The 21,224-nt window shown below is 55.0% G+C and carries 24 protein-coding genes, 2 riboswitches and 1 other annotated feature; of the genes, 14 read left to right on the top strand and 10 right to left on the bottom strand.

Annotated features, from left to right (window positions below; all coding sequences use genetic code 11):
- Positions 1 to 318 precede the first annotated feature (318 nt).
- Entirely contained in the window at positions 319 to 1,116 is a 798-nt protein-coding gene (gene fdhD / locus RGB73_RS06680) for a formate dehydrogenase accessory sulfurtransferase FdhD (RefSeq protein WP_310770276.1), read from the top strand.
- Between the two features lie 26 nt (positions 1,117 to 1,142).
- On the top strand, positions 1,143 to 1,811 hold the full coding sequence (locus RGB73_RS06675; protein ID WP_310770274.1) for an HAD family hydrolase: 669 nt from the start codon (positions 1,143 to 1,145) through the stop codon (positions 1,809 to 1,811).
- A gap of 52 nt (positions 1,812 to 1,863) precedes the next feature.
- On the opposite strand, the gene mobA is transcribed toward RGB73_RS06675, so the two are convergent.
- Positions 1,864 to 2,487: a molybdenum cofactor guanylyltransferase gene (mobA, locus tag RGB73_RS06670; protein ID WP_310770272.1), complete on the bottom strand. Its 624-nt coding sequence runs from the start codon at positions 2,485 to 2,487 to the stop codon at positions 1,864 to 1,866.
- Positions 2,488 to 2,656: 169 nt separating this feature from the next.
- Complete coding sequence (locus RGB73_RS06665) at positions 2,657 to 3,067, bottom strand: hypothetical protein (RefSeq protein WP_310770270.1); 411 nt, start codon at positions 3,065 to 3,067, stop codon at positions 2,657 to 2,659.
- 203 nt (positions 3,068 to 3,270) lie between these two features.
- Between RGB73_RS06665 and RGB73_RS06660 the strand changes: the two genes are divergently transcribed.
- Positions 3,271 to 3,720: a Dps family protein gene (locus tag RGB73_RS06660; protein ID WP_396136176.1), complete on the top strand. Its 450-nt coding sequence runs from the start codon at positions 3,271 to 3,273 to the stop codon at positions 3,718 to 3,720.
- Between the two features lie 134 nt (positions 3,721 to 3,854).
- Here RGB73_RS06660 and RGB73_RS06655 read toward each other — a convergent pair whose 3' ends face one another.
- A complete protein-coding gene (locus RGB73_RS06655) occupies positions 3,855 to 4,319 on the bottom strand; it encodes a Rok-like winged helix domain-containing protein (RefSeq protein WP_310770268.1) in 465 nt (154 codons plus the stop codon).
- Between the two features lie 192 nt (positions 4,320 to 4,511).
- Between RGB73_RS06655 and RGB73_RS06650 the strand changes: the two genes are divergently transcribed.
- The 3 genes from RGB73_RS06650 to RGB73_RS06640 all read left to right on the top strand — a co-directional run bounded on the left by RGB73_RS06650 (position 4,512) and on the right by RGB73_RS06640 (position 6,011).
- On the top strand, positions 4,512 to 4,958 hold the full coding sequence (locus RGB73_RS06650) for a helix-turn-helix domain-containing protein (protein WP_310770266.1): 447 nt from the start codon (positions 4,512 to 4,514) through the stop codon (positions 4,956 to 4,958).
- Positions 4,959 to 5,031: 73 nt separating this feature from the next.
- Positions 5,032 to 5,556: an ImmA/IrrE family metallo-endopeptidase gene (locus tag RGB73_RS06645; protein WP_310770264.1), complete on the top strand. Its 525-nt coding sequence runs from the start codon at positions 5,032 to 5,034 to the stop codon at positions 5,554 to 5,556.
- 56 nt (positions 5,557 to 5,612) lie between these two features.
- The gene (locus RGB73_RS06640) at positions 5,613 to 6,011 is read left to right on the top strand and encodes a LexA family transcriptional regulator (protein ID WP_310770262.1); all 399 of its coding nucleotides are present in this window, start codon (positions 5,613 to 5,615) and stop codon (positions 6,009 to 6,011) included.
- On the opposite strand, the gene RGB73_RS06635 is transcribed toward RGB73_RS06640, so the two are convergent.
- The gene (locus RGB73_RS06635; RefSeq protein ID WP_396136201.1) at positions 5,989 to 6,693 is read right to left on the bottom strand and encodes an alpha/beta fold hydrolase; all 705 of its coding nucleotides are present in this window, start codon (positions 6,691 to 6,693) and stop codon (positions 5,989 to 5,991) included. The genes RGB73_RS06640 and RGB73_RS06635 overlap by 23 nt on opposite strands.
- 320 nt (positions 6,694 to 7,013) lie before the next feature.
- Here RGB73_RS06635 and RGB73_RS06630 point away from each other — a divergent pair, with 320 nt between their 5' ends.
- Complete coding sequence (locus RGB73_RS06630) at positions 7,014 to 7,820, top strand: inositol monophosphatase family protein (RefSeq protein WP_310770258.1); 807 nt, start codon at positions 7,014 to 7,016, stop codon at positions 7,818 to 7,820.
- A 760-nt stretch (positions 7,821 to 8,580) separates the two neighbouring features.
- On the opposite strand, the gene RGB73_RS06625 is transcribed toward RGB73_RS06630, so the two are convergent.
- Complete coding sequence (locus RGB73_RS06625) at positions 8,581 to 9,135, bottom strand: CGNR zinc finger domain-containing protein (RefSeq protein ID WP_310770256.1); 555 nt, start codon at positions 9,133 to 9,135, stop codon at positions 8,581 to 8,583.
- Positions 9,136 to 9,306: 171 nt separating this feature from the next.
- Here RGB73_RS06625 and RGB73_RS06620 point away from each other — a divergent pair, with 171 nt between their 5' ends.
- Positions 9,307 to 9,801 carry a DinB family protein gene (locus tag RGB73_RS06620; protein WP_310770254.1) on the top strand — a complete coding sequence of 165 codons (495 nt, stop codon included), beginning with the start codon at positions 9,307 to 9,309 and terminating at the stop codon, positions 9,799 to 9,801.
- Between the two features lie 135 nt (positions 9,802 to 9,936).
- Positions 9,937 to 10,123, top strand: a riboswitch (Lysine riboswitch).
- A gap of 120 nt (positions 10,124 to 10,243) precedes the next feature.
- Entirely contained in the window at positions 10,244 to 11,692 is a 1,449-nt protein-coding gene (locus RGB73_RS06615) for an amino acid permease (RefSeq protein ID WP_310770252.1), read from the top strand.
- Positions 11,693 to 11,755: 63 nt separating this feature from the next.
- Here RGB73_RS06615 and RGB73_RS06610 read toward each other — a convergent pair whose 3' ends face one another.
- On the bottom strand, positions 11,756 to 12,655 hold the full coding sequence (locus RGB73_RS06610; protein ID WP_310770250.1) for a LysR family transcriptional regulator: 900 nt from the start codon (positions 12,653 to 12,655) through the stop codon (positions 11,756 to 11,758).
- 110 nt (positions 12,656 to 12,765) lie between these two features.
- On the opposite strand from RGB73_RS06610, the gene RGB73_RS06605 reads away from it, so the two are divergent.
- On the top strand, positions 12,766 to 13,137 hold the full coding sequence (locus RGB73_RS06605) for a CidA/LrgA family protein (protein ID WP_310770248.1): 372 nt from the start codon (positions 12,766 to 12,768) through the stop codon (positions 13,135 to 13,137).
- Entirely contained in the window at positions 13,134 to 13,802 is a 669-nt protein-coding gene (locus RGB73_RS06600) for an LrgB family protein (protein WP_310770246.1), read from the top strand. Before RGB73_RS06605 ends, RGB73_RS06600 begins: the two co-directional genes overlap by 4 nt.
- A 58-nt stretch (positions 13,803 to 13,860) precedes the next feature.
- On the opposite strand, the gene RGB73_RS06595 is transcribed toward RGB73_RS06600, so the two are convergent.
- Entirely contained in the window at positions 13,861 to 15,684 is a 1,824-nt protein-coding gene (locus RGB73_RS06595; protein WP_310770244.1) for an APC family permease, read from the bottom strand.
- Between the two features lie 174 nt (positions 15,685 to 15,858).
- A riboswitch (cyclic di-AMP (ydaO/yuaA leader) is annotated at positions 15,859 to 16,010 on the bottom strand.
- Between the two features lie 133 nt (positions 16,011 to 16,143).
- Positions 16,144 to 16,683 (bottom strand): NAD(P)H-dependent oxidoreductase, encoded by a 540-nt coding sequence (locus RGB73_RS06590; protein ID WP_310770242.1) that lies wholly within the window; start codon positions 16,681 to 16,683, stop codon positions 16,144 to 16,146.
- Positions 16,684 to 16,887: 204 nt separating this feature from the next.
- Between RGB73_RS06590 and RGB73_RS06585 the strand changes: the two genes are divergently transcribed.
- Together RGB73_RS06585 and RGB73_RS06580 are read left to right on the top strand one after the other, a co-directional pair.
- On the top strand, positions 16,888 to 17,265 hold the full coding sequence (locus tag RGB73_RS06585; protein WP_310770240.1) for a winged helix-turn-helix transcriptional regulator: 378 nt from the start codon (positions 16,888 to 16,890) through the stop codon (positions 17,263 to 17,265).
- A 56-nt stretch (positions 17,266 to 17,321) separates the two neighbouring features.
- Complete coding sequence (locus RGB73_RS06580) at positions 17,322 to 17,909, top strand: DUF421 domain-containing protein (protein ID WP_310770238.1); 588 nt, start codon at positions 17,322 to 17,324, stop codon at positions 17,907 to 17,909.
- Positions 17,910 to 18,009: 100 nt separating this feature from the next.
- On the opposite strand, the gene RGB73_RS06575 is transcribed toward RGB73_RS06580, so the two are convergent.
- Positions 18,010 to 19,200, bottom strand: a complete 1,191-nt coding sequence (locus tag RGB73_RS06575) for an aminotransferase (RefSeq protein ID WP_310770236.1) — start codon at positions 19,198 to 19,200, stop codon at positions 18,010 to 18,012.
- Positions 19,197 to 19,697: an Lrp/AsnC family transcriptional regulator gene (locus RGB73_RS06570; protein WP_055747346.1), complete on the bottom strand. Its 501-nt coding sequence runs from the start codon at positions 19,695 to 19,697 to the stop codon at positions 19,197 to 19,199. The genes RGB73_RS06575 and RGB73_RS06570 overlap by 4 nt, the downstream gene beginning before the upstream one ends.
- 81 nt (positions 19,698 to 19,778) lie before the next feature.
- Positions 19,779 to 20,020: a binding site (T-box leader), on the bottom strand.
- A gap of 277 nt (positions 20,021 to 20,297) precedes the next feature.
- Here RGB73_RS06570 and RGB73_RS06565 point away from each other — a divergent pair.
- Positions 20,298 to 21,203: a cysteine hydrolase family protein gene (locus RGB73_RS06565; protein WP_310770233.1), complete on the top strand. Its 906-nt coding sequence runs from the start codon at positions 20,298 to 20,300 to the stop codon at positions 21,201 to 21,203.
- The last annotated feature ends 21 nt before the right edge of the window (positions 21,204 to 21,224 follow it).

Below are 21,224 nucleotides of genomic sequence, written 5' to 3'. Positions count from 1 at the left end.
CGTCCACCGATTCTCCCTTGTTTTGCAGCACGCCAAAACAGAGAATCGATGAAACACAGCAGTTAATCATCAGCAGGAACGCTACATCAGCATCAACTAACACGTGCTCATTATTCATGGTCGATGGAATCGAAAAAACCGGTGACAGGTGCGCTATCCCGTGTCGTTCATGATTCCGCGATGGATTATTGAAATGGTGAAAATTTTGTGACAACATAAGCCTTATTCAGTATACTACCATGAGAGCGCTTACTCGACAATATTTTCCTTGAAAGAAATCATGGACGCTGCCGTTTACGCCCGAAAAAGGAGGCCATCATGACGAATCTGACAAAGACGATCCACCGATCCGTGCTGAAAATATCCGCCGACAGCCATGGCTGGGAAGACGATGAGATCGTCACGGAGTACCCGTTGACCATTTTTTTGAATGACGAGGAATTCGCCACCATCGTCTGCACCCCGGCCGATCTCGAGGAGATGGTCATCGGATTTCTCGCCGCGGAAGGAGCCATCAAGAGCTGTGCGGAAGTCAAACAGCTCTCCATCGATGAAGCGCAAGGATTTGCCTACGTGGATCTGCACAAGGAGACGATTCTCTCGCAGAGCTTTTATTCCAAGCGGCGAATTACTTCCTGCTGCGGAAAGAGCCGTCAGTCTTTTTACTTTTTCAGCGACGCGCGGACTGCGCGGCCGGTCGAAGGGACGGTCTCGGTCACGCCCGAGCAGTGCATGCGCTTGATGCGGGACTTGCAGGCCGCCTCCGAGATCCACCGCCAAACGGGAGGAGTCCATAACGCGGCGCTGTGCTCCCCGGATCAAATTTTGCTGTCGTACTCGGACATCGGCAGGCACAACGCGCTCGACAAAATTTACGGAAAATGCCTCAGGGAGAGGATCCAGACCGGGGACAAGGTGCTGGTGTTCAGCGGACGCATCTCTTCGGAGGTGCTGCTCAAGGCGGCGAAAATCGGCGCTTCCGTCATCCTCTCCAAATCAGCGCCGACCGACCTGGCCCTCCAGCTGGCGGAAGAGCTGAACATTACGGCCGTCGGTTTTATCCGCCACGACAAGATGAATGTATACACGCATGCCGGACGGATCGCGATCGACTGACCGTTTGAGGAAAGGGGGCCGCAACCATGTCGAACCTGGCTGTTCTTTTTGATCTGGACGGCACTTTGCTGGACCGCGATTCTTCGCTGCTCTTGTTTGCCCAGGATCAGTATGATAGGTTTCCGGAGCTTCGCATCGCGGAGAGAGACGTCTTCATCCGCCGCTTCATCGAGCTGGACCAGCATGGCTACGTATGGAAGGACAAGGTGTATCAGCAGCTCCTTGTTGAGCTTTCGATCTCCGCCTTGGAATGGCCTGTGATGCTGGACGACTACCTCCGCCATTTTCCCGGGCACTGCGTCGCGTTTCCAGGCCTGTCCGAAACCCTGTCCCGACTGAAGCAGCAAGGTGCCCGGCTGGCGCTGGTGTCCAACGGCTTCGGCCAGTTCCAGTACGATAATCTCAAGGCTCTTGGCGTCGAACACCTATTCGACGCAATTCTGATCTCCGAATGGGAAGCGGTGCGCAAGCCTGATCCGGCGATCTTTCACCGGGCATTGGACAAGCTCGGGGTGTCAGCGGAAAACGCCTGGTTTATTGGCGATCATCCCGACAACGATATTCGGGCCGCCCGTGCCGCCGGTTTGAAGACGGTGTGGAAGCGAAGCGGACAGTTCGAGGCGCCTCCCGAAGCAGACGCCGTCATCGGCGATCTGACGGAACTGCTTGAAGTCATCTTGCCCGCGGATCTCTGACGGTGCGGGCAAGACGTTCTCAGCTGTGGCAAAAGCGACATTCTGTTTCCTGTTACGCCTGTCCTTTGTTCCTTCTGTTTTCCTCGGCTAGTGCGATCTGGTAGTCCTCCGGGGTGTTGGCATTGAAGACGGCCCATTCATCCAGAAGTCCCTCGGGTGTCGTGCATACGCGCAATCCTCCCAAGGTGCTCATGAGCCGGTACTGACCCTCCCGCAGCGCCTGCTCCCAAATCGGCTGCGTTCGCCGGTGGTACACGGCGCATAGGGGATGGAGCCTGCCCAGGACGTTTGCCGCTGCGACATCCCAGTCGTTGCAATCGTCGGCAAACCTGCAGAGCTTCTCCAATTGCTTCCGGTCCATAAACGGGAGATCGCAGGACAAAATGAGCAGCGCTTCTTCGGAGGCAGCCCGAAATGCCGTCACGATTCCACTGACTGGACCTGCGGAAGGAACCAGATCGGGGGTCACTTCTGCGCTCAGTCCGCCCTTTACCATGGTCGCCACACGCTCCGGCGCATTGGATACAACCAGGCAGGGCAGTCCCAGCGCGGATGCTTCCTTGACCAGTACGCTTAGGAACGTACCGCCTCTCCATTCCAGCATCTCTTTCGGCGTGCCCATTCTGCTGCTGTTTCCTCCTGCAAGGATGACCGCCCTTATCTTCGATCCGTTCATTACGTCCCTCCTGGCTATCACTCGCGATAGTGTTCCTTCCTTAAATTTTTCGGTGTTTGCCTGATTTGTCAAGCTGGCCGCAAAATGACAAAAGCCTGGGAGTGATCCCAGACTTTGCTGAAGCAATCTATTTCGGTACTACACCGTCAAGCGATACTTGACGCGCAAATTAGTCGTCGTCTTCGTCGCCGTCTTCGTCGCCGTCTTCGTCCTCATCTTCGTCTTCGTCGCCGTCTTCGTCCTCGTCTTCGTCTTCGTCGCCGTCTTCGTCCTCATCTTCGTCTTCGTCGCCGTCTTCGTCTTCGTCGCCGTCTTCATCGCCGTCTTCGTCTTCGTAGCCGTCTTCGTCTTCGTCCTCGTCTTCGTCGCCGTCTTCGTCTTCGTCTTCGTCCTCGTCTTCGTCGCCGTCTTCGTCCTCATCTTCGTCCTCGTCGCCGTCTTCGTCTTCGTCCTCGTCTTCGTCGCCGTCTTCGTCTTCGTCCTCGTCTTCGTCGCCGTCTTCGTCTTCGTTCTCGTCTTCGTCGTCTTCTACTTCGTCTTCTTCGTACTCTTCTTCATCGCGTTCGTCAAAGTCAAGCATGTTTAGCCAACCTCCCCCTATCCTGTAATCAATACTATTCATACGAAAAAAATCGCAAACTTGTTTGTATGTTTGTCCGTTCGCTAATCGCCCGATTTTTTAACTTCTAAAATGACCACGTCCGTTCTGTTGGTTGACAAATGCCGCTATTAGTTTATAATAAGTATTAATCAATAATAATTATAAAAAGGAGAGATTCTAATATGAAAACCGCAACGGAAATGACCCTCGTTACCCTTTTGAATAAACAAGTAGCCAACTGGACCGTCCTGTACACCAAGCTGCACAACTACCACTGGAATGTGAAAGGTCCTCAATTCTTCACCTTGCATGGAAAGTTTGAAGAGCTCTACAACGAGGCCAGCGAGCATATCGACGCACTGGCGGAACGCGTCCTGAGCATCGGAGGGACACCGGTCGCAACGCTCGCAGCTTGTATGCAAACGGCAAGCATCTCGGAAGCACCAGCCGGCGAAACGGCCGAGCAAATGGTGGGCAGCATCGTACGCGACTTCTCTCTCTTGGTGGACGAGCTGAAAACCGCCAGGGAAGCGGCACAGCAAGCCGATGATGAGGCGACAGCGGATATGCTCCTGTCTATCCAAAGCGGCCTGGAAAAACACATTTGGATGCTGAACGCCTTCCTGCAATAACCCTTGCCGGAATGGGGAGCAACCGATTCCGCCGAGTCCTCACCCTTGTTGACCGGATTATTTGACCCCTTTCAAGCGAAAAAAGGGCACGTGCACATCAGCACTACGCCCTTTTTTCTCGTTTTCTTGTTTATTTACAGGGAAAAGACCAGTTTTCGTCCATCCTTCTCGACCTTTACGTGCGGCAAATACTTCAGCGACTTTTGCACCCCGATATACGGACTGGCAAACTCCACGCTATGGCGATTCTTCAACTCTTCACAAAGTTCGGTGAGCGACATCGGGAACGTGCTCTCCCGCAGAACGTTCTCGATCTGTTTGGCTATCTCCACATAGTCGTGCCGTATATGCGCCTTGCGGATTTTCATTCGCTTCATCATTTCCATAGGGATTTCTTCCGTTGCAGTGGCTACTTCCTCGACAGAATCTCCCTCCACTATTCCTTCCTGGCCGTCCATCTCCCGGATTCGATGCAAAATCTGCTTGATGTCAGCTCCCAACTGCTTGTCTTGATCCACATACTGCCGACGCAGCACCATGCGTTGTTCCAGCAAGGCCTGCAAAGTCATCTGCAACGCTTTCCGCTCGTTAAATAACATCGCGTATTATTTTCCCCTTTGCGTAAAAATGTAGAATTAGTGGAATTATACACAATGATAATATAAGAGCGACGTCTTGCAAATGAAGAAATTTCGCTTCCCGAAGGAGTTTTGGCGTCAATCCATTCTTTTCTTTTTCGAACCGAATGAGTACAATAATCTTGTATATTTTTCAGAAAGGACTGGCGCGTCATGTTATCCCAGCGCTTACGTACCGCTCGTCGTGCGAAGGGCTTCACCCAGGAAGAGCTGGCAGAGCTCGTGTGCACGACCAAAGGGACGATCAGCAACTACGAGAACAACCACAGTACCCCGCCGAATGACATGCTTCGGCAGCTGGCGGACATCCTGAACGTCTCTACCGACTGGCTACTGGGACGAACGGACGAGCCGACGTCTTATTCTGGTTCCTCCTCGACAGCGGCAGAAAAGCGTTCATTGGACGAGCTGTTGCAGGAAAAGATTGACGATCCGGACGATTATTACTTTCTGGACGGATATTTGGAAGCTTCCGAAGAGGAAAAGAAGGAGATCCGCCGATACTGGTACGATCTTAAGAAACAGTGGAAAGCTCGCCAGGTCAAGGAAACCCGGCCGCCTTCCCTGTTTGACATCACGGAACCGCTGAAAAAAAAGTAGCCCCTGGCAGAGGGGTTTTCTTTTCCCTCACAATCAGAACGTACGTTCCTATACGTAGCTCAGGAGGTCTTTCATGCTCGCTGCCATTCTAGATGAAATTTGCGAACCGAAGACGTGGCTGGAGAGCCGAGTCTATCTGCTCCTCCGACATCTCGGCATGGAGCAGCCGGAACAGCTCGACTTGCATCGCATATGCTCGACGTACGGCATCGAGATCAAGGAGATTGCAGGCCGCAGCAGGGCTCACGCGCACCCCTCCATTCCAGGTTGGTATGTGATCGCGGTGGACTCCAGCCTCGATCCCGCTGAAAAGCGGGTAAAAATCGCCCACGAGCTTGGCCATCTTCTGCTGCATGTCGGTGTCCAGCCGCAGAGTACCGGGTGGATGATCGATTGGCAAGAATCGCAGGCCAACCACTTCGCCGAGCATCTGCTGCTCCCTTACTTCATGATTGGTCCCCTGTTGACGGACTGCGACCGATACCGCGCCCCCGTCTATTTGGCGCAGCGTTTTCAAGTGCCCCTGCCGCTGGCCCGCAGCAGATTTGAACGGCTTCTGGCACGACTGCATGCCAAAGGGTATCCGGTTTACTGGTGACGCGCTGGATGGAGATTGCTTTTTTCCAAGCCACACGCCACAAAGGAGGATGTTTCGTGAAACGTGTATTCATCGCGGGCGACGCTTACAGCACCCGCTTTTTCGATTTGCCTTTGGAGAGCGACGATGAACTCTCCCTCCTGCCTTCTCTCGAGGTCGCCAGCTACCATGTAGCCCGATTCGCCCTCGTCATGCAGGATGACGGACTGGTGGGAATCGGGATCTGCCCGGGCAGCTTCCTCCTGGTTTCGGACTTTTCACTGGAGCCGATCACAGGAAGGCCTGTACTGGTCAGGCAGGAAGGACAGTTCCTCGTCCGGATCGCGGCGGACGTAAATCCGGTGGAGTGCCGATTGACGACGACTCGCCCGGAGGACCCGCCGCTCGTCTTGCCATCTGAAAACATCCGGATCGCGGGTGTCGTCTCGGGGATCATTCCTCCGAAGGCAGATTGACTTTTGTTTGCAGCCATTCCTTGATCGCTCCGGCGGTCTGCTGCCATTGGTCCTGCGGAGTGATTACGGCCGCCTGATCGCCTTCCTGCATGCCGTAGCTGCCAAACTGGGAATGGTTTCCTCCTTCGATGCTCATGTACAGGGCATCGTCAGGCAAATACTGCTTGCCGCTCTCGTACTTCTCCCGGTTGACCACGCCATCCCGGGAGCCCAGCAGGGAAAGCACCGGCAAACCCGTATCCTTGAGGTTGCCCTTTTTATCCGGGTACGCTCCCAGCAAGATCACGCCGGCGATCCGATCGGGATGGCTCGCCGCATATCTCGCAGCCATCGCCCCGCCGAGAGAGTGGCCGCCGATGACAAAGGATTGATGCGGGTACGCTTTGATCACTTGGCTTGCCCGCTCCACGTCGCTTACTGCCAGATTGAGCGGCATCTTGGCGATAAAGACGCGGTAGCCGTCCCCTGCCAAAAGGCGCGCCAGCGGGGAGTAGCTCTCGGCTTTCACCAATGCTCCCGGATACAAAATCACGCCCGGTTCCCGCGTCTCCCCCCCTTCAAACGCCAGCCAGTCCCCCGAATCAATGACCGTGATCCCTTCTCCCCCCTGCATGGCAGTTTTCGCAGCCTCATCAGGCGGATAGGGACGCAAATTCCAGATCGCTGTACAGGCAGCCACCATGAGCACCAAAACAAGCCACTGCAGCCACCTCTTTCGAAGCCGTCTCACCGAGTCACCCCATTTCCGTTCCCCTGTCGTTTGCTTTTTATTATGTCTCAATCCCAGGCGTCATGTGCCCAATTTCCCTCACAGGGTTCTTTTTTTGAAAAGGTTGGCTTGAAAGTCGTTGACATTTCCGTTTGTATTTTAGTAGTATTTTTACATACTACTATAAAACAAATGCGTTTTGATCGAAAGTGCGAGGCAGATCGGTCTTTCTGATCCGGAAGCGCGCTGTTCCTTGCAGGAAAAACATTAAAAGAAAAAGGATGGGATTTGGAATGAAGACAGCTGATGTCAACTTTTGCGAAGAACTGGTGAGAAGCGTCGGTCAGGAGCTGCTGTGCGCGTTTGAAAACGGGGCCCCTTGCGGCAGCACAAAGGAAATGGCGGAGCGCTTCTCGCACATCAATTCAAAGGCGGAGCTGCGCCTGAAAACGGACTTGGCACAGCGATTCCCCGAATACGGCTGGTCCGAAGCGGAGCTCGATATCGAGAAGCAGCGCAAGCCCGAGTTTGACCAGCCTTATTGGGTGTGCGACGTCATAGACGGTGCCGTGCACTTCTTCCAAAGGATGCCGATGTGGTCCGTGTCGCTTTGCCTCGTCCACGCCGGGACGCCGCTTTTCTCCATCGTGTACGATCCGTGCCGCGACGAGCTGTTCAGCGCCGTAGCCGGACAGGGAGCAAAGCTCAACGGCGAACCGATTCGCGTATCCGCGAAAGCCGAGCTTTCCGAAGCCCTCCTCGGGACGCTGTTTGCTTCGTCATTCCCGATGGATCTGACAGCCGGAAAACATACGGCTGACTCCCTCCAGCGGATCATGCCCGAGGCTTTTGCCGTCCGGATGCAAGGGTCTGTAGCGCTTCATCTCGCCTACGTCGCGTGCGGGCGTCTGGATGGCTATTGGGAGTACGGGATCGGGGCGTACGATTGGCTGGCCGGCCTTCTCCTGGTAAAGGAAGCTGGGGGGAACGTCTCCAACGCCGACAGAGATGGGGAGTACGACTGGGAAGGATACGGCATCGTTGCGGCTGGTCCTGGGATCCACGCGAAGCTGCTTCCACTGACTCCGGTATCTGCGTAAAGACATCTTGCGCTTTTCGTAGCTGTTCGTAAAAGAGGTGAGGGCATGGGCTGCCCGGGGAGAAGCAGATTCCCGCTCTTCGCTTCGTGCTTCGCCCCTCTTGGAAGCGTAGACTGTCCGCTCCGCTGCGTACTCGCGGGGGAGCGGTAAAGCCGCAGCCGCTCTGCAGCGAATTCAGGGTACCGCTCCTTTGGCCCGCGAATCCGCGGCTCCGCTCGGCCGGGCTTCGCAAGGCGCTGCGACCGGGAATCTGCTTCTCGAGCGTTTTGCGGATGCTCGGCTCTGATCTCTTTGGATGCTGTCTCGAAGATGAGTGTTGAGTTAAGCAGGACGCCCTTTGAAGCGCAACCACTGAGGGGAGAAGCAGATTCCCGCTCTTCGCTTCATACTCCGCCCCTCTTGGAAGCATAGACTGTCCGCTCCGCTGCATACTCGCGGGGGAGCGGTAAAGCCGCAGCCGCTCTGCAGCGAATTCAGGGTACCGCTCCTTTGGCCCGCGAATCCGCGGCTCCGCTCGGCCGGGCTTCGCAAGGCGCTGCGACCGGGAATCTGCTTCTCGAGCGTTTTGCGGATGCTCGGTTCTATTTTTGCAGGCTGTCTCGAAGACGGATGTTGGGTTAAGCAGGACGCCCTTTGGATCGCAACCACTGAGGGGAGAAGCAGATTCCCGCTCTTCGCTTCATACTCCGCCCCACCACAGCCATGTCGGTGTTACCACTTATCTCCAGACACGAAAAAAGGGCGAAACGCTGCTTGCGCTTCACCCTTTTGATTTTTGCCGCTCGCGGAATCGGCGCACCTTCATGAGATTGCCGCACATTTTATCGTCGCACCAGCGGCGCACGCGGTTGCGGCTCTCATCATAGAAGACCCATCTGCAATCGGGATTGTCGCAAATTTTGATCCGCTTCGCTTCCTCGTGGACGAGCAGGTCGGCAAACGACTGGGCGATCCGGGAGGCGACCAGGTCCCAGCCGCTGACTGCACTTACTTTCTCCATGCGATAGCCCCCCTCCTCGCTGTGCCGAATTTCCGAATGCGAAGGGGCCAAAGCCAACGCCCGATTCAAAGCCGCCAAATCGTCGCCATCCAGCGCTGTCCCCCTAACCAAAGACTCCGTCATCCGCCTCAGGCACTCCCGCAGCTCCACGAGGCCGGCCACGATTTTCGGTTCGACGGGCAGCGGCGCATCGAGCCCCCACTCTTGCAAAAAGCTTTCCATCCATTCTGTTTTCTCCAGCCGATTTTCTCTCCGACCCGAGCCGCGCCAATCTCGCCAGTCGCTATTTAAAAAATCAATGAACAGCCACTCCACCGCAGGCAACCTCCATCCCTTTTCCCAGCACGCTTTTTTCCTCTTGTTTCCAAAGAGAGGATGTGATATCTTCAGAAAGTAACTACCGTAATAATATACATTAGTTACATCCGCATCATTAGCATTATTATACCGTTTCGCCAATCTGTTTCACAGACGAGGAGGATGAATATGGAACGCAAAGAACTGTTGCTTGCAAACTGGGAGCATACGTACGAAAAGGAAGACTGGTATCCGCCCCTGCGCGATGCGCTGTCTGGATTGACCGCCTCCCAGGCGAGCTGGCGTCCGGCTGGAGAAGCCGCCAACACCATTTGGGAGATCGTCAGTCATTTGCTTTACTACAAGGAACGTTTGCTTCATCGCCTGCTCGACACTGAGTTTCCGGGCTCGGCAAACGACAACGACGATACGTTCACCCCTTCCGGAGGACCCGAGGATGAGGAAGCTTGGCAAACAACACAGCAGCGCATGGGGGACGTGCACCGGCAGATTCGGGAAAAGCTGGCGTCACTGAGCGAAGAAGAGCTCGACCGGCCTTTGCCTACCGCACCCATCTTCCAGAGCGTCATGAGTATCATGCTGCACGATGCCTGTCACACCGGCCAAATCATTCAAATCCGCAAGCTTCAAGGCTCGTGGCCGGCCCGCCGCCATTTTGACTGACAGGCAGATCCGGCATGTTTCAGGTGCCTGAAGTACAAAAAAAGATTTGCAAAAAAGAGGCAATTGATTAATTCCGCATAATCTTATATAGTTGATGAATAAAATAATTTCATACATGTTATCCTCATCTTTCACGATGAGGATAGAGGTCGCGGCTTTTATAGTATTCTGCACGAGATTCAGACGAAATCTAAGACTGCAGAAGAGGGAAAAGCCGCCGAAGTCCATTGTGTATCGCTGTACGCATGGGCTGGGGCTGTTCTCGAAAGGGGCAGAACTGTCACGTTTGCTTGCCGGGCAAACGTGGTGCGCTATCTTCAGTGAAGGCTTGGTGGGGATTGGATGATACCGCCCTTTGCCGTCTTTGGCTTGTGGCGGTTTTTTCGTTTCCGACCTTCCTTCCGATTTCAATCAACCTAGAGAAAGGTCGTGCCATACTCGTATGTCAGACAATCAATTGCAACGGGGCCTCAAAGCCCGCCACCTGACGATGATCGCCATCGGCGGCTCCATCGGCACAGGGCTGTTCCTCGCAAGCGGGGGCTCCATTCATTCGGCCGGACCCGGCGGGGCGTTGGTCGCTTATATGGCCATCAGCATCATGGTGTACTTCCTGATGACCAGTCTCGGGGAAATGGCTGCTTTCATGCCGGTCACCGGTTCGTTCAGCACGTACGCCACCCGCTTCGTCGATCCGTCCCTGGGCTTCGCTCTCGGCTGGAACTACTGGTACAACTGGGCGATTACCATCGCTGTCGAGCTTTCGGCTGCCGCACTCATTATGAAATATTGGCTGCCTGATGTTCCTTCGATCATCTGGAGCGCCTTGTTCCTCGTCCTTATGTTTTTGCTGAACGCCTTGTCCGTCAAATCGTACGGCGAGTCGGAATACTGGTTTGCTCTTATCAAAGTCATCACGGTCATCGTGTTTATTGTCATCGGGGTTTTGATGATTTTCGGAATCATGGGCGGGGAAGCCGTCGGTTTCTCGAACTTCACGAAAGGCGAAGCTCCGTTTAGCGGCGGGTTCATGGCGATGCTCGGCGTGTTTATGATCGCAGGCTTTTCCTTCCAAGGTACAGAGCTGGTCGGTGTCGCTGCCGGGGAGAGCGAAAACCCTGCGCGCAACATTCCCAAAGCCATCCGCCAAATCTTCTGGCGCATTCTGCTGTTCTACATTTTGGCGATCCTGGTCATCGGCCTTTTGGTTCCGTACGACAACCCGAACCTGATCAGCGGAGACATCACCGACATCGCGATCAGCCCGTTTACCATTGTGTTCCAAAAGGCTGGGTTCGCATTCGCCGCGTCGGTCATGAACGCCGTCATTCTTACCTCGGTCCTGTCCGCAGGCAACTCCGGCATGTACGCGTCCACCCGCATGCTGTGGGTGCTGGCCAAAGAAGGAAAGGCTCCGAAATGGTTTGCCAAAATCACGAAAAACGGCGTCCCGATCAACTCCCTGATCGTGACCGCACTCGTCGGAGCCCTCTGCTTCTTGTCCTCGCTGTTCGGGGATGGCACTGTCTACGTTTGGCTGCTCAACGCTTCCGGTATGTCCGGCTTTATCGCATGGCTGGGCATCGCAGTGAGCCACTACCGCTTCCGCAAGGCGCTGCTCGCCCAAGGGCGCGATTTGAGCGAGCTGCCTTACCGCGCGAAATGGTTCCCGATCGGCCCGATTCTGGCCTTCATCATTTGCTGTGTGGTCATCGTCGGCCAGAACTACTCGGCGTTCACCGGCGAGGCCATCGACTGGAACGGCGTCCTCGTGTCCTACATCGGATTGCCGCTGTTCATCGTGATATGGCTGGGTTACAAATTCGCCAAGAAAACCAAGATCGTATCTCTCGACAAGGTAGACTTCCGCATGGAAGAAGACGCTCGATAAAAAGCGCAACCATAAGGAAAAAGGCTCCTGGCCGCCCCACTTTTACGGGTGACCAGGAGCTTTCTATTTGGACCGGCTGCGCTCGGACAGGAACTCCTGGGAAAAGCGGATCCATTCCCGCAGCGCAAACGACTGGTACGCGTTTTTTCTCCAGATCATCCCGAGATGCCACTTGAGCGTAGGCTCGACCAGCGGAATGATGCGGAAGCGTTCGGCATCGAGCTCGCTGCAGATCGTCTCGGGAAGCAGCGTAATCCCGATATGTGCGGCTGCCATCTCGCTGAGGAAATCCCATTGCGAGCTTTTGTAGACGACATGCGGATGGAAGCCGACCCGCACGCATTCGTCGACGATCCGATTGTGCAGGGCGAAGTCTTCGTGGAACAAAAGGAACCTTTCCCCATCCAGCTCACGAAACCTTACTTCCGATCGGCCCGCAAAGGCATGGGAGGACGGAACGACCAGCATAATGTCCTCGTTGACGAACGAGTAATAATCGAAGGTGTCGTCTTTCGGCGGGAGCAGAACGACGCCGCAGTCGAGCATTCCCGATCCGACATCGGCCTCCACCTTGTTCGAGCCCGCCTCAAACAGCTCCAGACGAATCCCGGGATACTGCTCGCAAAACCGGCCGATCGCGTGGGGAAAAAAGCTCGCTCCCACCATCGGCGGCAGGCCGATGCGCAGCCGGCCCCGTTTCAGCTCCATCAGTTCGCCGATGTGGACGGTCATGCTTTCGAACGACTTGACCATCACTTCCGCCTGGGAAAACAGCACCCAGCCGGCATCGGTCAACGAGACTCGTTTGCCTGCCCGCTCGAACAGCTCGACCCCGATTTCTTCTTCGAGGTTGCGAACCATCTTGCTGATCGTCGGCTGGGTGATATACAAGGCCTGCGCCGCCTTGGTAAAGCTCTTGTGGCGTGCGACTTCCAAGAAGTACTGCAAATGGCGGATATCCATCCCGCATCCCTCCGGCAAACGATAGATCGTATGAATGGCAATGATTCTCTATATTCATTTTACCTATGCAAACAGACGATGTACACTTTTTGTAGAGGGAGAGGACCAACTTGAAAAAGATCATCAAAATCATGGCGCAAGCCGCTTTTTTCGTGATTGTCTCGATGCTGATGAACGCGCTTGTCGCCTGGCTCGGAATCAACATTCCCGGGAGCATCATCGGCATGTTCGTCGTATTTTTCCTGCTTCAGCTCAAATGGATTCGTCTGGAGTGGATCGAGGCAGGAGCCAGCTTCCTTTTGGCAGAGCTGCTGCTGTTTTTCATCCCGCCGTCTGTCGGAATCATCTCGTACCAAAATCTGATGCTCCATGAGGGCGTCCAAATCTTTTTCGTCATCGCGATCGGGACGGCGATCGTCATGGCGTGCAGCGGGCTCGTGGCGGAGGCCATTTCCAAACGGAAGGGGCATAGTCGATCATGATCAGCGGATTTCTCGGCTTTCTGTTCACCATCGCGGTCTATCTGGTCGCCAAACGGCTCTACCGCTACAAACCGATCCTGCTGTTTTCGCCGCTGCTCTTTACGCCGATCGTCCTGGTCTGCCTGCTGCTGGTGACGCACACGGCCTACGATACGTACAACGCCGGCGGAAAATGGCTGGCCTACATGCTCCAGCCCGCGACCATCGCGTTTGCGGTTCCGCTTTACAAGCATTATCCCCTGTTGAAAAAGCATGCCGCGCAAATCCTGGTCAGCGTCATGTCGGGCTCGGCAGTCGCGGTGCTCTCCTCCGCCGTCCTGGCTCTTTTGCTGCATGTGGACAAACAGGTGATGTACAGCCTGCTGCCTCGGTCGGTCACCACACCGATCGCCATGAACGTCTCGCAGATGATCGGCGGCGTCCCTTCGATCACGGCTGTGCTCGTGCTGATCACGGGGCTGCTCGGATCCGTGATCGGCCCCTATGTCATTTCGTACCTGCGCATTCAGGACGATATCGCACGCGGTGTCATGCTTGGAACGAGCGCCCACGGTGCCGGGACCTCGAAAGCATTTGAAATCGGCTCCGTAACCGGGACCGTTTCCAGCATCTCCATGATCCTGGCTGCACTGCTGACACAGCTGGCGGCGACCGTGGTGGTATAAGCAAAAGGCAATCCTGTCAGTCTGCACGGACTTTCGGGATTGCCTTTTTGTTGTTTTCTTATTTTTTCAGGCGGTACGGCACCGTCGCGATTTTGACGTCTTGCCGCGCAAACAGGTAGGCCCGCAGGAAAAAGCTCGTCTGGTTGTGAAGCAGGTTGTGCCACCAGCGCTTGGTGATAAACTGCGGAATCATGACCGTCACATGATCTGTCTCCGCCTTTTTCCACTCTACCGTATCGATGAATTTAAAGAGCGGCTTGATAATACTGCGGTAGTGCGAACGCAAGACAATCAGGCGCACCCCGGGATTCCACTGCTCCCACTTTTCCTCCATCCTTTTCATCTCTTCATCGCTGAACCCTACGTAGACGGCCACGATGTCATCGGACAACGACTGGGCGTAGCTGATCGTATTCTTTACGACCTGCGAGATGCCGGATACGGGAATGACGATCACGCTGCCTTTTGGCTGGGGCTTCTCCTTCTCGACATCCAGGCGAAGCTCATCCGCCAGATCCCGGTAATGCCCGTTGATTTTGCGGAAGATAAAGATCACGATGGGCAGGAACACGAAGATCGTCCACACCTGTGTAAATTTCGTGATCAGGAAGATGAGGCAAATGGTCAGTGTCGTCAGCATGCCTACCGTATTGATCAGGAAGGGAACCAGCCAGCCGGACGGCTTTTTCGTCAGCCAGCGCTTCATCATCCCCGCCTGGGACAACGTAAACGGAATGAAGACGCCGAGCGCGTACAGCGGGATGAGATTTTCCGTTTCTCCGCCAAACGAAATGATCAGGATGGCGGACAGGATGCCCAGGAAAATAATGCCGTTGGAAAATCCGAGCCGGTCTCCGCGGACCATGAACATGTTTGGCATAAACCGGTCTTTCGCCAGCATGAACGCGAGCAACGGAAAGGCAGCGAACGCGGTATTGGCAGCCAAAAACAAAATGAGAGCAGTGATCGCCTGAATCAGGTAATAAATGATTCCTCTGCCAAATACAGCTGACGCAATTTGCGATACGACCGTTTCCTTTACAGCCGGGGCGATTCCGTACGCGTATGCCAACAGACTGATGCCCATGAACATCACGCCGAGGATCAGCCCCATCATAACCAAGGTGAGAGCGGCATTCTTCGGCGCAGGTTCGCGGAAGTTCGGGATGGCATTCGAGACGGCCTCCACACCCGTCAGAGCCGAGCACCCCGAGCTGAACGCCCGCAGCAGGAGAAAGAGCGTAATCCCCGGCACAGCCGCTCCATAGGCGGGAGTATGTGTTTGCGCGTGCAAGTTCCCCGTCAGCCATTGATAGCCTCCGCCCAGAATCAATAAAAAGATGGCGGCGACAAACAAGTACACGGGATACATCAAAATGGTCGCGGATTCGGTGATGCCCCGCAAATTCAGGATGGTCACCAGGAGGATCATGACCAGAGCGATCAGGACCCGATGCTCATGCAGTACCGGGAAAGCGGAGGTAATGGCATCCGTGGAAGCGGACGTGCTCACCGCTACCGTCAAAATGTAATCCACCAGCAGGGAACCGCCGGCCACCAGTCCGGTGGAGGTGCCGAAGTTGTCTTTGGCCACCATGTAAGCTCCGCCGCCCGTCGGGTAAGCAAAAATCGTTTGGCGGTAGGACAAAACCAGAATCGTCAAAAGGCAAACGACCGCAACCGAAATGGGCAGCGAGTACCAGAGTGCGGCCGTCCCCAGCGTCACCAGGACCAGCAGGATCTGCTCGGTTCCGTACGCCACCGACGAGAGCGCATCGGAGGACAGGACCGCCAATGCCTTTACCTTTGACAGCTTTTCTTCGCCCAGCTCGTTTGTTTTCATGGGTCTTCCGATCAACAAACGTTTCAGTCCCAACAGCATGCCCATTCTCCTCGTAAACATTTTTGTTAGTTTCCCCTCTCACGCTAGTTTTCGTAAACGGAAAATGGTTGTAAATCCTGTCACAGGAGCAAAAAATAGACAAAAAGAAGCCGAGCGAGGGGGAAACTCACTTGGCTTCGGGCATAGCAAAAACTCTATGTCATCACAAGGGAATGTGCCTCTCTTGATACGCTTGCGGAGTTAGCTGACGGATTCGGGTGTAAGAGTCACCCTACTCGGCTATTCGAGATTCACCCCATGCGGCCCGTCCTGCTGCCGCTGTTGGTTCCCCCGCCCCCTCTTCAGGAGCTCAGCGCTAGGTTCTCGATGTTATTTTTCACGAAACAAATATTACTCCCCGCCGTGATACTTGTAAAGATAGGTCACTCATATTTTTTTCCTTGCAAAAGGGCATTTCCCATAGGCATTTTATCTGCTTGCGGGACCTGTTTTACCTGCTCAATGAGCGAGTACGGGCAAGGCCGAACGGATGTGGTCCACATACTTTTCCGCTTCTGCGGCGAAGATTTCGTCTGTCCCGCGATTGGCGTCATAGAGGACATAGGCCGGCAGGTAGGTCCCGTTGCATTTCGTGATCGTCTGTTCAATCGGCCTCAGCAATTCGCTCACCGTGTAGCGGTTGTCTCCGCCGGAACGGTACGCATTCACAGTGCCGCCCGCCGTCGTGGCGATGAGAAATTCCTTCCCCTGCAAATGGACGCCTCCCGGACCGAACGCCCAGCCGAAGGTCAGCACCTCGTCGAACCACAGTTTCAGGAGAGGCGGGCAGCTGTACCAGTAAAATGGAAACTGAAACACCACTCGATCGTACGCAAGGAGCCGGCGCTGCTCCTGTTGCACGTCGATTTGCCAATCGGGATACTCCTCGTACAGGTCAAGGATATCGATGTCTTCGTATTTCTCCAGCTCCTGCGCCAATGCACGATTGGCCTTCGACTCCTTGAAGCGGGGATGCGCAATGAGAACCAGGATCTTCATAATTTCTACACCCTTTCACGTTTTTTGCTTCGGTTCATGTCTCCCTCCCTATTATTCAGAAGAGAGCGGATCCTGAGAAGTACGCTCTTTTTTCGTACTACGTACGAAAAAACGTACCATGTACGTAAAAATACAGTACTGTCGAAATTCAACAACCTCTGGTACAGTAAGGGAAACAGTCAGCGCAGAAAGGGAGTTGGGAAGATGCTCGAAGACCTTCGAAATCCCGCACGGAACCAGGGGATTCTTGCCACTCTTCAGGCGATCGGCGGAAAGTGGAAGCCGCTCATTTTGTTCATCCTGCTGCACGAAGGCACCAAGCGTTTCGGCGAGCTTAGGCGGATGCTGCCGAACATTACCCAGGGCATGCTTGCCAATCAATTGCGGGAGCTGGAGCAGGACGGCCTCATCGTACGCCGGGCGTACCAAGTGATCCCGCCCAAAGTCGAGTACGAACTGTCTGAGCACGGCAAGACGCTCAGCCCTGTCCTTGGCGATATGTGCACGTGGGGATTTCGCCACAGGGAATTTCTGGAGGAAAACAATCAGGTTGACGCGCCATCGAATACGCCATCCGGCTAACTCCCTCCCCGCCTGGTTCCCCGATACCTAGCATCTTTGACTTTGGAGGGACTCGCATGAGCTGGACGCTAATCTGGCAAGCGGTCGGCGTCATCGGCACGCTGCTGCTGAGAATCGCCGGCCGCAAATCGATCTCCCAAATGACCATGGCCCAGGTAGTGGTCATGATCGGCCTTGGGACTTTGATCATCCAGCCTATCACCGGCCATGGCTACTGGCCTACCTTTGTGCTGGGGGCCGTGTTGGTGATCGTCATGATGGCCATGGAATACTTCGAAATCAAATCGAACGGCTTTGAAACGTTGGTGACAGGGAAGGCTGTGCTAGTCATCGAAAACGGCCAGCTGATCCAGGAGAATATGAAGAAACTGAGGCTCACGGCGGACAAACTCGAGATGAGGCTGCGACAGGCCGGCATTTCCAGCATTTCGGACGTCCAATGGGCCACCATAGAGGTCAGCGGAAACTTGGGCTACCAGCTGAAGCTGGAGAAGCAGCCCGCTACCAAGGAAGACATTCAACGCTTGCTGGATTTGCTGGAAAATCGGATGCCTGGATTCCTGACGGAGCCGACAGCACCGAACAACATTTTTTCCGAAATCAAGCATGGGCACCAAAACCCGCATCCCAATACCCTCCAGTAGTGAACGGCGGATGCCCTCTTTGCCCGCTGTTATTGCCTGTACAAAAAAGTTCCCGAAAGAAAACCGACCTTCTTTCGGGAACTTCCTTTTTATTTCACGATTACCGTGTGGCTTCCGACCATTTCCCCATGAAGCGCTCCATCCGGTCCAACGCTTTTTTCAGCTGTTCCATGGATGTCGCGTACGAACAGCGGATGTGCCCGTGTCCGCTTTCCCCGAACACATCGCCAGGGACGACCGCGACTTTTTCTTCCATCAACAATTTTTCCGCAAACTCGGCAGAGCTCATTCCCGTCGATGCGATGGACGGGAATGCGTAAAAGGCGCCATCCGGTTCGTGACAGCTGAGGCCGATCTGACGGAAGCCGTCGACCACGAAGTTGCGGCGCTGGCGATAGCTCTCGATCATCCGCTCCATGTCCGCGCGGCCGTGGCGCAGCGCCTCCAGCGCGGCCATCTGCGCCATCGTGGGAGCGCACAGCATCGTGTACTGGTGGATTTTCAGCATGCCGGCAAGCAGGTCAGGCATTGCGCAGACGTAGCCGAGGCGCCAGCCTGTCATCGCAAACGCTTTGGAAAAACCGGAGATGAGGATCGTCCGCTCTTTCATGCCGGGCAGAGCGGCGATACTGTCGTGCATGCGGCCGTACGTCAGCTCCGCGTAAATCTCGTCGGATATGACCAAAAGGTCGTGCTTCTCGATGATCGGCAGCAATGTCTTCCATTCCTCCGCAGTCATCGTGCCCCCGGTCGGATTGTTCGGGTAGCAGAAGATGATCGCCTTGGTCTTCGGTGTAATGCCTGCTTCCAGCTCCTGCGGCGTCAGCTTGAACTGGTTTTCCATCGAGGTCTTGAGGAACACCGGTACTCCCCCGGCCAGGCGAATGACGGGCTCATATGATACGTAGCACGGCTCGACGACGAGCACTTCATCGCCCGGATCGAGGATCGCGCGCAGCGCAATATCGATCGCTTCACTCGCCCCTACCGTGACCAGAATCTCGCTCTCCGGGTGATAGCTGACCGAGAAGCGCTCCTCCAGATACTTCTGGATTTCCACCCGCAGCTCCAGAAGGCCCGCGTTGGACGTATAGGCGGTGTGACCGCGCTCCAGTGAAGAGATGGAGGCTTCCCGCATGCGCCAAGGAGTGACGAAGTCCGGCTCCCCGACCCCCAGCGAAATCACCCCTTCCATCGAGGCGGCCAGGTCGAAGAAACGGCGAATTCCCGATGGCTTCAAAGAAGCGACAGTTGACGACAAACGGCTTTTTACAGATAGTTGCATGCTCATGGAGTTACCACCATTCTGCGATCTTCATCGCGATCTTCCAATTCGATTCCATCGTGTTTGTAACGCTTCAAGATAAAGTGGGTAGCCGTGGAGACGACAGAGTCGAGCGTCGCCAGCTTTTGCGACACGAACGTTGCGACCTCGCGCATCGTCTTCCCTTCCAGCACCACGGACAAGTCGTAGCTCGCGCCGGACATCAGGTACACCGCTTTGACTTCCGGAAAACGGCAGATGCGCTCGGCTACCTCGTCAAACCCGACATCGCGCTTGGGCGTCACTTTCACGTCGATCATCGCATTCACATACGGATGATCCTCCACCCGCTCCCAGTTGATCAGCGCGGGATATTTGACAATCACTTTTTCCGCTTCCAGAGTGGCGATGGCTCGCTCGATGACCTCTGTCGGCTCCGCCAGCATTTTTCCGATCTGCTCGGCTGACATGCGGCTATCCTCTTCCAGCAAATGCAACAGCTCCCGTTGCTTTTTCGAATCCATGACCCACCACTCCATTTCTCACTTCTGTATTGGAAAAGCAAAAAGCCCCAGCAATCTCGTCCAGGTTTTCATGGACTTGATTGCTGAGGCGAAGGTATCGCGGTACCACTCAGCTTTTTTTCCTTTTTCGCAAAAGGAAAACTCGTGCAGTCAGCCACTGCTGACATGCGCCCGTTAACGCAGGCTACGCGCTGCTTTCTACTCGCTTTCAAAAGCAGGGCTCCAAGGTGGCTTTCAAAAAGAGTTTGCGGCCGCCCTCCCAGCAATCAGGCGACTCTCTGGACGTCAAATCCCTTTTCTACTTTCCTTTTCACGGCGTTTCTTCCGTATGGGAATTGCTCGTTTCTTGAATGTCTCAGATTATAGAAAGGTTTTTCCCCGTTGTCAACCGACAACTTTTGCGTCGATCCGAAAATCGTACATGGGGTGCGGCCTTGAGCCCTCCGAATATTTTTTGCGAAAAATAATTGATCCATAAAATAAATAAGAACCGAAGACCTCCCCGTTTCCCACATTTGGTCCGTTCGTACCCGGTTGTATCTTGCCCCTTTTTTGGCTTTAATGGAGGTAAGAAGTTTCTGGAAAAGGAGAGACGCTGCGATGAAAACGCCGTTTCACGAAATAGTTGAAACAGATCGTATCGGCTTGCCGCCTGCTGCCGGACTGAACGAGCTGCTGAACAAGGCCAGAGGAGAAGAGGTGCCCCCCTCGTCCGACGATTCCGAAAAGATTCTTTTCCTTGCGATCGATATGCAGAACGACTTCATGGAGAAGGGCGAGCTCGCGGTCCCAGGCTCACACGGCGACGTCCTGCGGGCTGCTCGCTTTCTGTACGACCATCTGGACAGGATCACCCGGGTCGCCGTCTCGCTCGACACGCACCAGCCCGAGCAAATCTTTCATCCGATCTGGTGGGTCGACGAAGCGGGCAACCACCCCGCTCCCTTTACGATCATCACTCTCGAGGACGTACAGAGCGGAACATGGCGTGCGGTCCACCACCCTGAGGAAAGCCTCGCCTACGTCCGGAAGCTGGGCGAATGGAGCAAAAAAGCGCTGTGTATCTGGCCGTATCACTGTCTGGAAGGCACGTTCGGCGCAGCCCTGGAGAGCCAGTTTGCGAATATGGTCTACTTCCACGCCATCGCCCGAAAATCCACCCCGCTGCGGATCGTCAAAGGAAAAGATCCGCTCAGCGAGATGTACGGCATCGTCAAACCGGAGATCGGCACGGACGACGCAGCCGACACGGAGCTGCTGCGGGAGCTCGCCAACTACGACCGGATCATTGTCGCAGGGGAGGCCAAATCGCACTGCGTACTGGAATCGCTTCGCCAGATCCTTGCGCACTATGAAGGCGACCCCGAGATGACCTCCCGGATCACCGTGCTCGCGGACTGCATGAGCCCGATCCCCGGCTTTGAGGAAAGCACAGAGGAGGCTCTGGCACAGCTGCAGCAAGCGTACGGCATCACGGTCACGACATCCGGAGAGCTAGCCTTGTAAGAGCCGGGATAAGAAAGGAAT

The sequence above is a fragment of the Brevibacillus brevis genome (genome assembly GCF_031583145.1).
GTDB lineage: Bacteria > Bacillota > Bacilli > Brevibacillales > Brevibacillaceae > Brevibacillus > Brevibacillus brevis_E.
The sequence above is the reverse complement of the archived record's forward strand: the minus strand, read 5'-3'. Positions and strand labels throughout refer to the sequence as shown.

Coding starts and splice junctions, on each gene's coding strand:
- RGB73_RS06575 (WP_310770236.1), bottom strand. CDS start 19,200: ATGAGCATGCAACTATCTGTAAAAAGCCGTTTGTCGTCAACTGTCGCT.
- mobA (WP_310770272.1), bottom strand. CDS start 2,487: ATGAACGGATCGAAGATAAGGGCGGTCATCCTTGCAGGAGGAAACAGC.
- RGB73_RS06665 (WP_310770270.1), bottom strand. CDS start 3,067: ATGCTTGACTTTGACGAACGCGATGAAGAAGAGTACGAAGAAGACGAA.
- RGB73_RS06595 (WP_310770244.1), bottom strand. CDS start 15,684: ATGCTGTTGGGACTGAAACGTTTGTTGATCGGAAGACCCATGAAAACA.
- RGB73_RS06650 (WP_310770266.1), top strand. CDS start 4,512: ATGTTATCCCAGCGCTTACGTACCGCTCGTCGTGCGAAGGGCTTCACC.
- RGB73_RS06635 (WP_396136201.1), bottom strand. CDS start 6,693: ATGGTGGCTGCCTGTACAGCGATCTGGAATTTGCGTCCCTATCCGCCT.
- RGB73_RS06655 (WP_310770268.1), bottom strand. CDS start 4,319: ATGTTATTTAACGAGCGGAAAGCGTTGCAGATGACTTTGCAGGCCTTG.
- RGB73_RS06660 (WP_396136176.1), top strand. CDS start 3,271: ATGAAAACCGCAACGGAAATGACCCTCGTTACCCTTTTGAATAAACAA.
- RGB73_RS06620 (WP_310770254.1), top strand. CDS start 9,307: ATGGAACGCAAAGAACTGTTGCTTGCAAACTGGGAGCATACGTACGAA.
- RGB73_RS06610 (WP_310770250.1), bottom strand. CDS start 12,655: ATGGATATCCGCCATTTGCAGTACTTCTTGGAAGTCGCACGCCACAAG.
- RGB73_RS06590 (WP_310770242.1), bottom strand. CDS start 16,683: ATGAAGATCCTGGTTCTCATTGCGCATCCCCGCTTCAAGGAGTCGAAG.
- RGB73_RS06630 (WP_310770258.1), top strand. CDS start 7,014: ATGAAGACAGCTGATGTCAACTTTTGCGAAGAACTGGTGAGAAGCGTC.
- fdhD (WP_310770276.1), top strand. CDS start 319: ATGACGAATCTGACAAAGACGATCCACCGATCCGTGCTGAAAATATCC.
- RGB73_RS06615 (WP_310770252.1), top strand. CDS start 10,244: ATGTCAGACAATCAATTGCAACGGGGCCTCAAAGCCCGCCACCTGACG.
- RGB73_RS06570 (WP_055747346.1), bottom strand. CDS start 19,697: ATGGATTCGAAAAAGCAACGGGAGCTGTTGCATTTGCTGGAAGAGGAT.
- RGB73_RS06580 (WP_310770238.1), top strand. CDS start 17,322: ATGAGCTGGACGCTAATCTGGCAAGCGGTCGGCGTCATCGGCACGCTG.
- RGB73_RS06600 (WP_310770246.1), top strand. CDS start 13,134: ATGATCAGCGGATTTCTCGGCTTTCTGTTCACCATCGCGGTCTATCTG.
- RGB73_RS06675 (WP_310770274.1), top strand. CDS start 1,143: ATGTCGAACCTGGCTGTTCTTTTTGATCTGGACGGCACTTTGCTGGAC.
- RGB73_RS06645 (WP_310770264.1), top strand. CDS start 5,032: ATGCTCGCTGCCATTCTAGATGAAATTTGCGAACCGAAGACGTGGCTG.
- RGB73_RS06565 (WP_310770233.1), top strand. CDS start 20,298: ATGAAAACGCCGTTTCACGAAATAGTTGAAACAGATCGTATCGGCTTG.
- RGB73_RS06585 (WP_310770240.1), top strand. CDS start 16,888: ATGCTCGAAGACCTTCGAAATCCCGCACGGAACCAGGGGATTCTTGCC.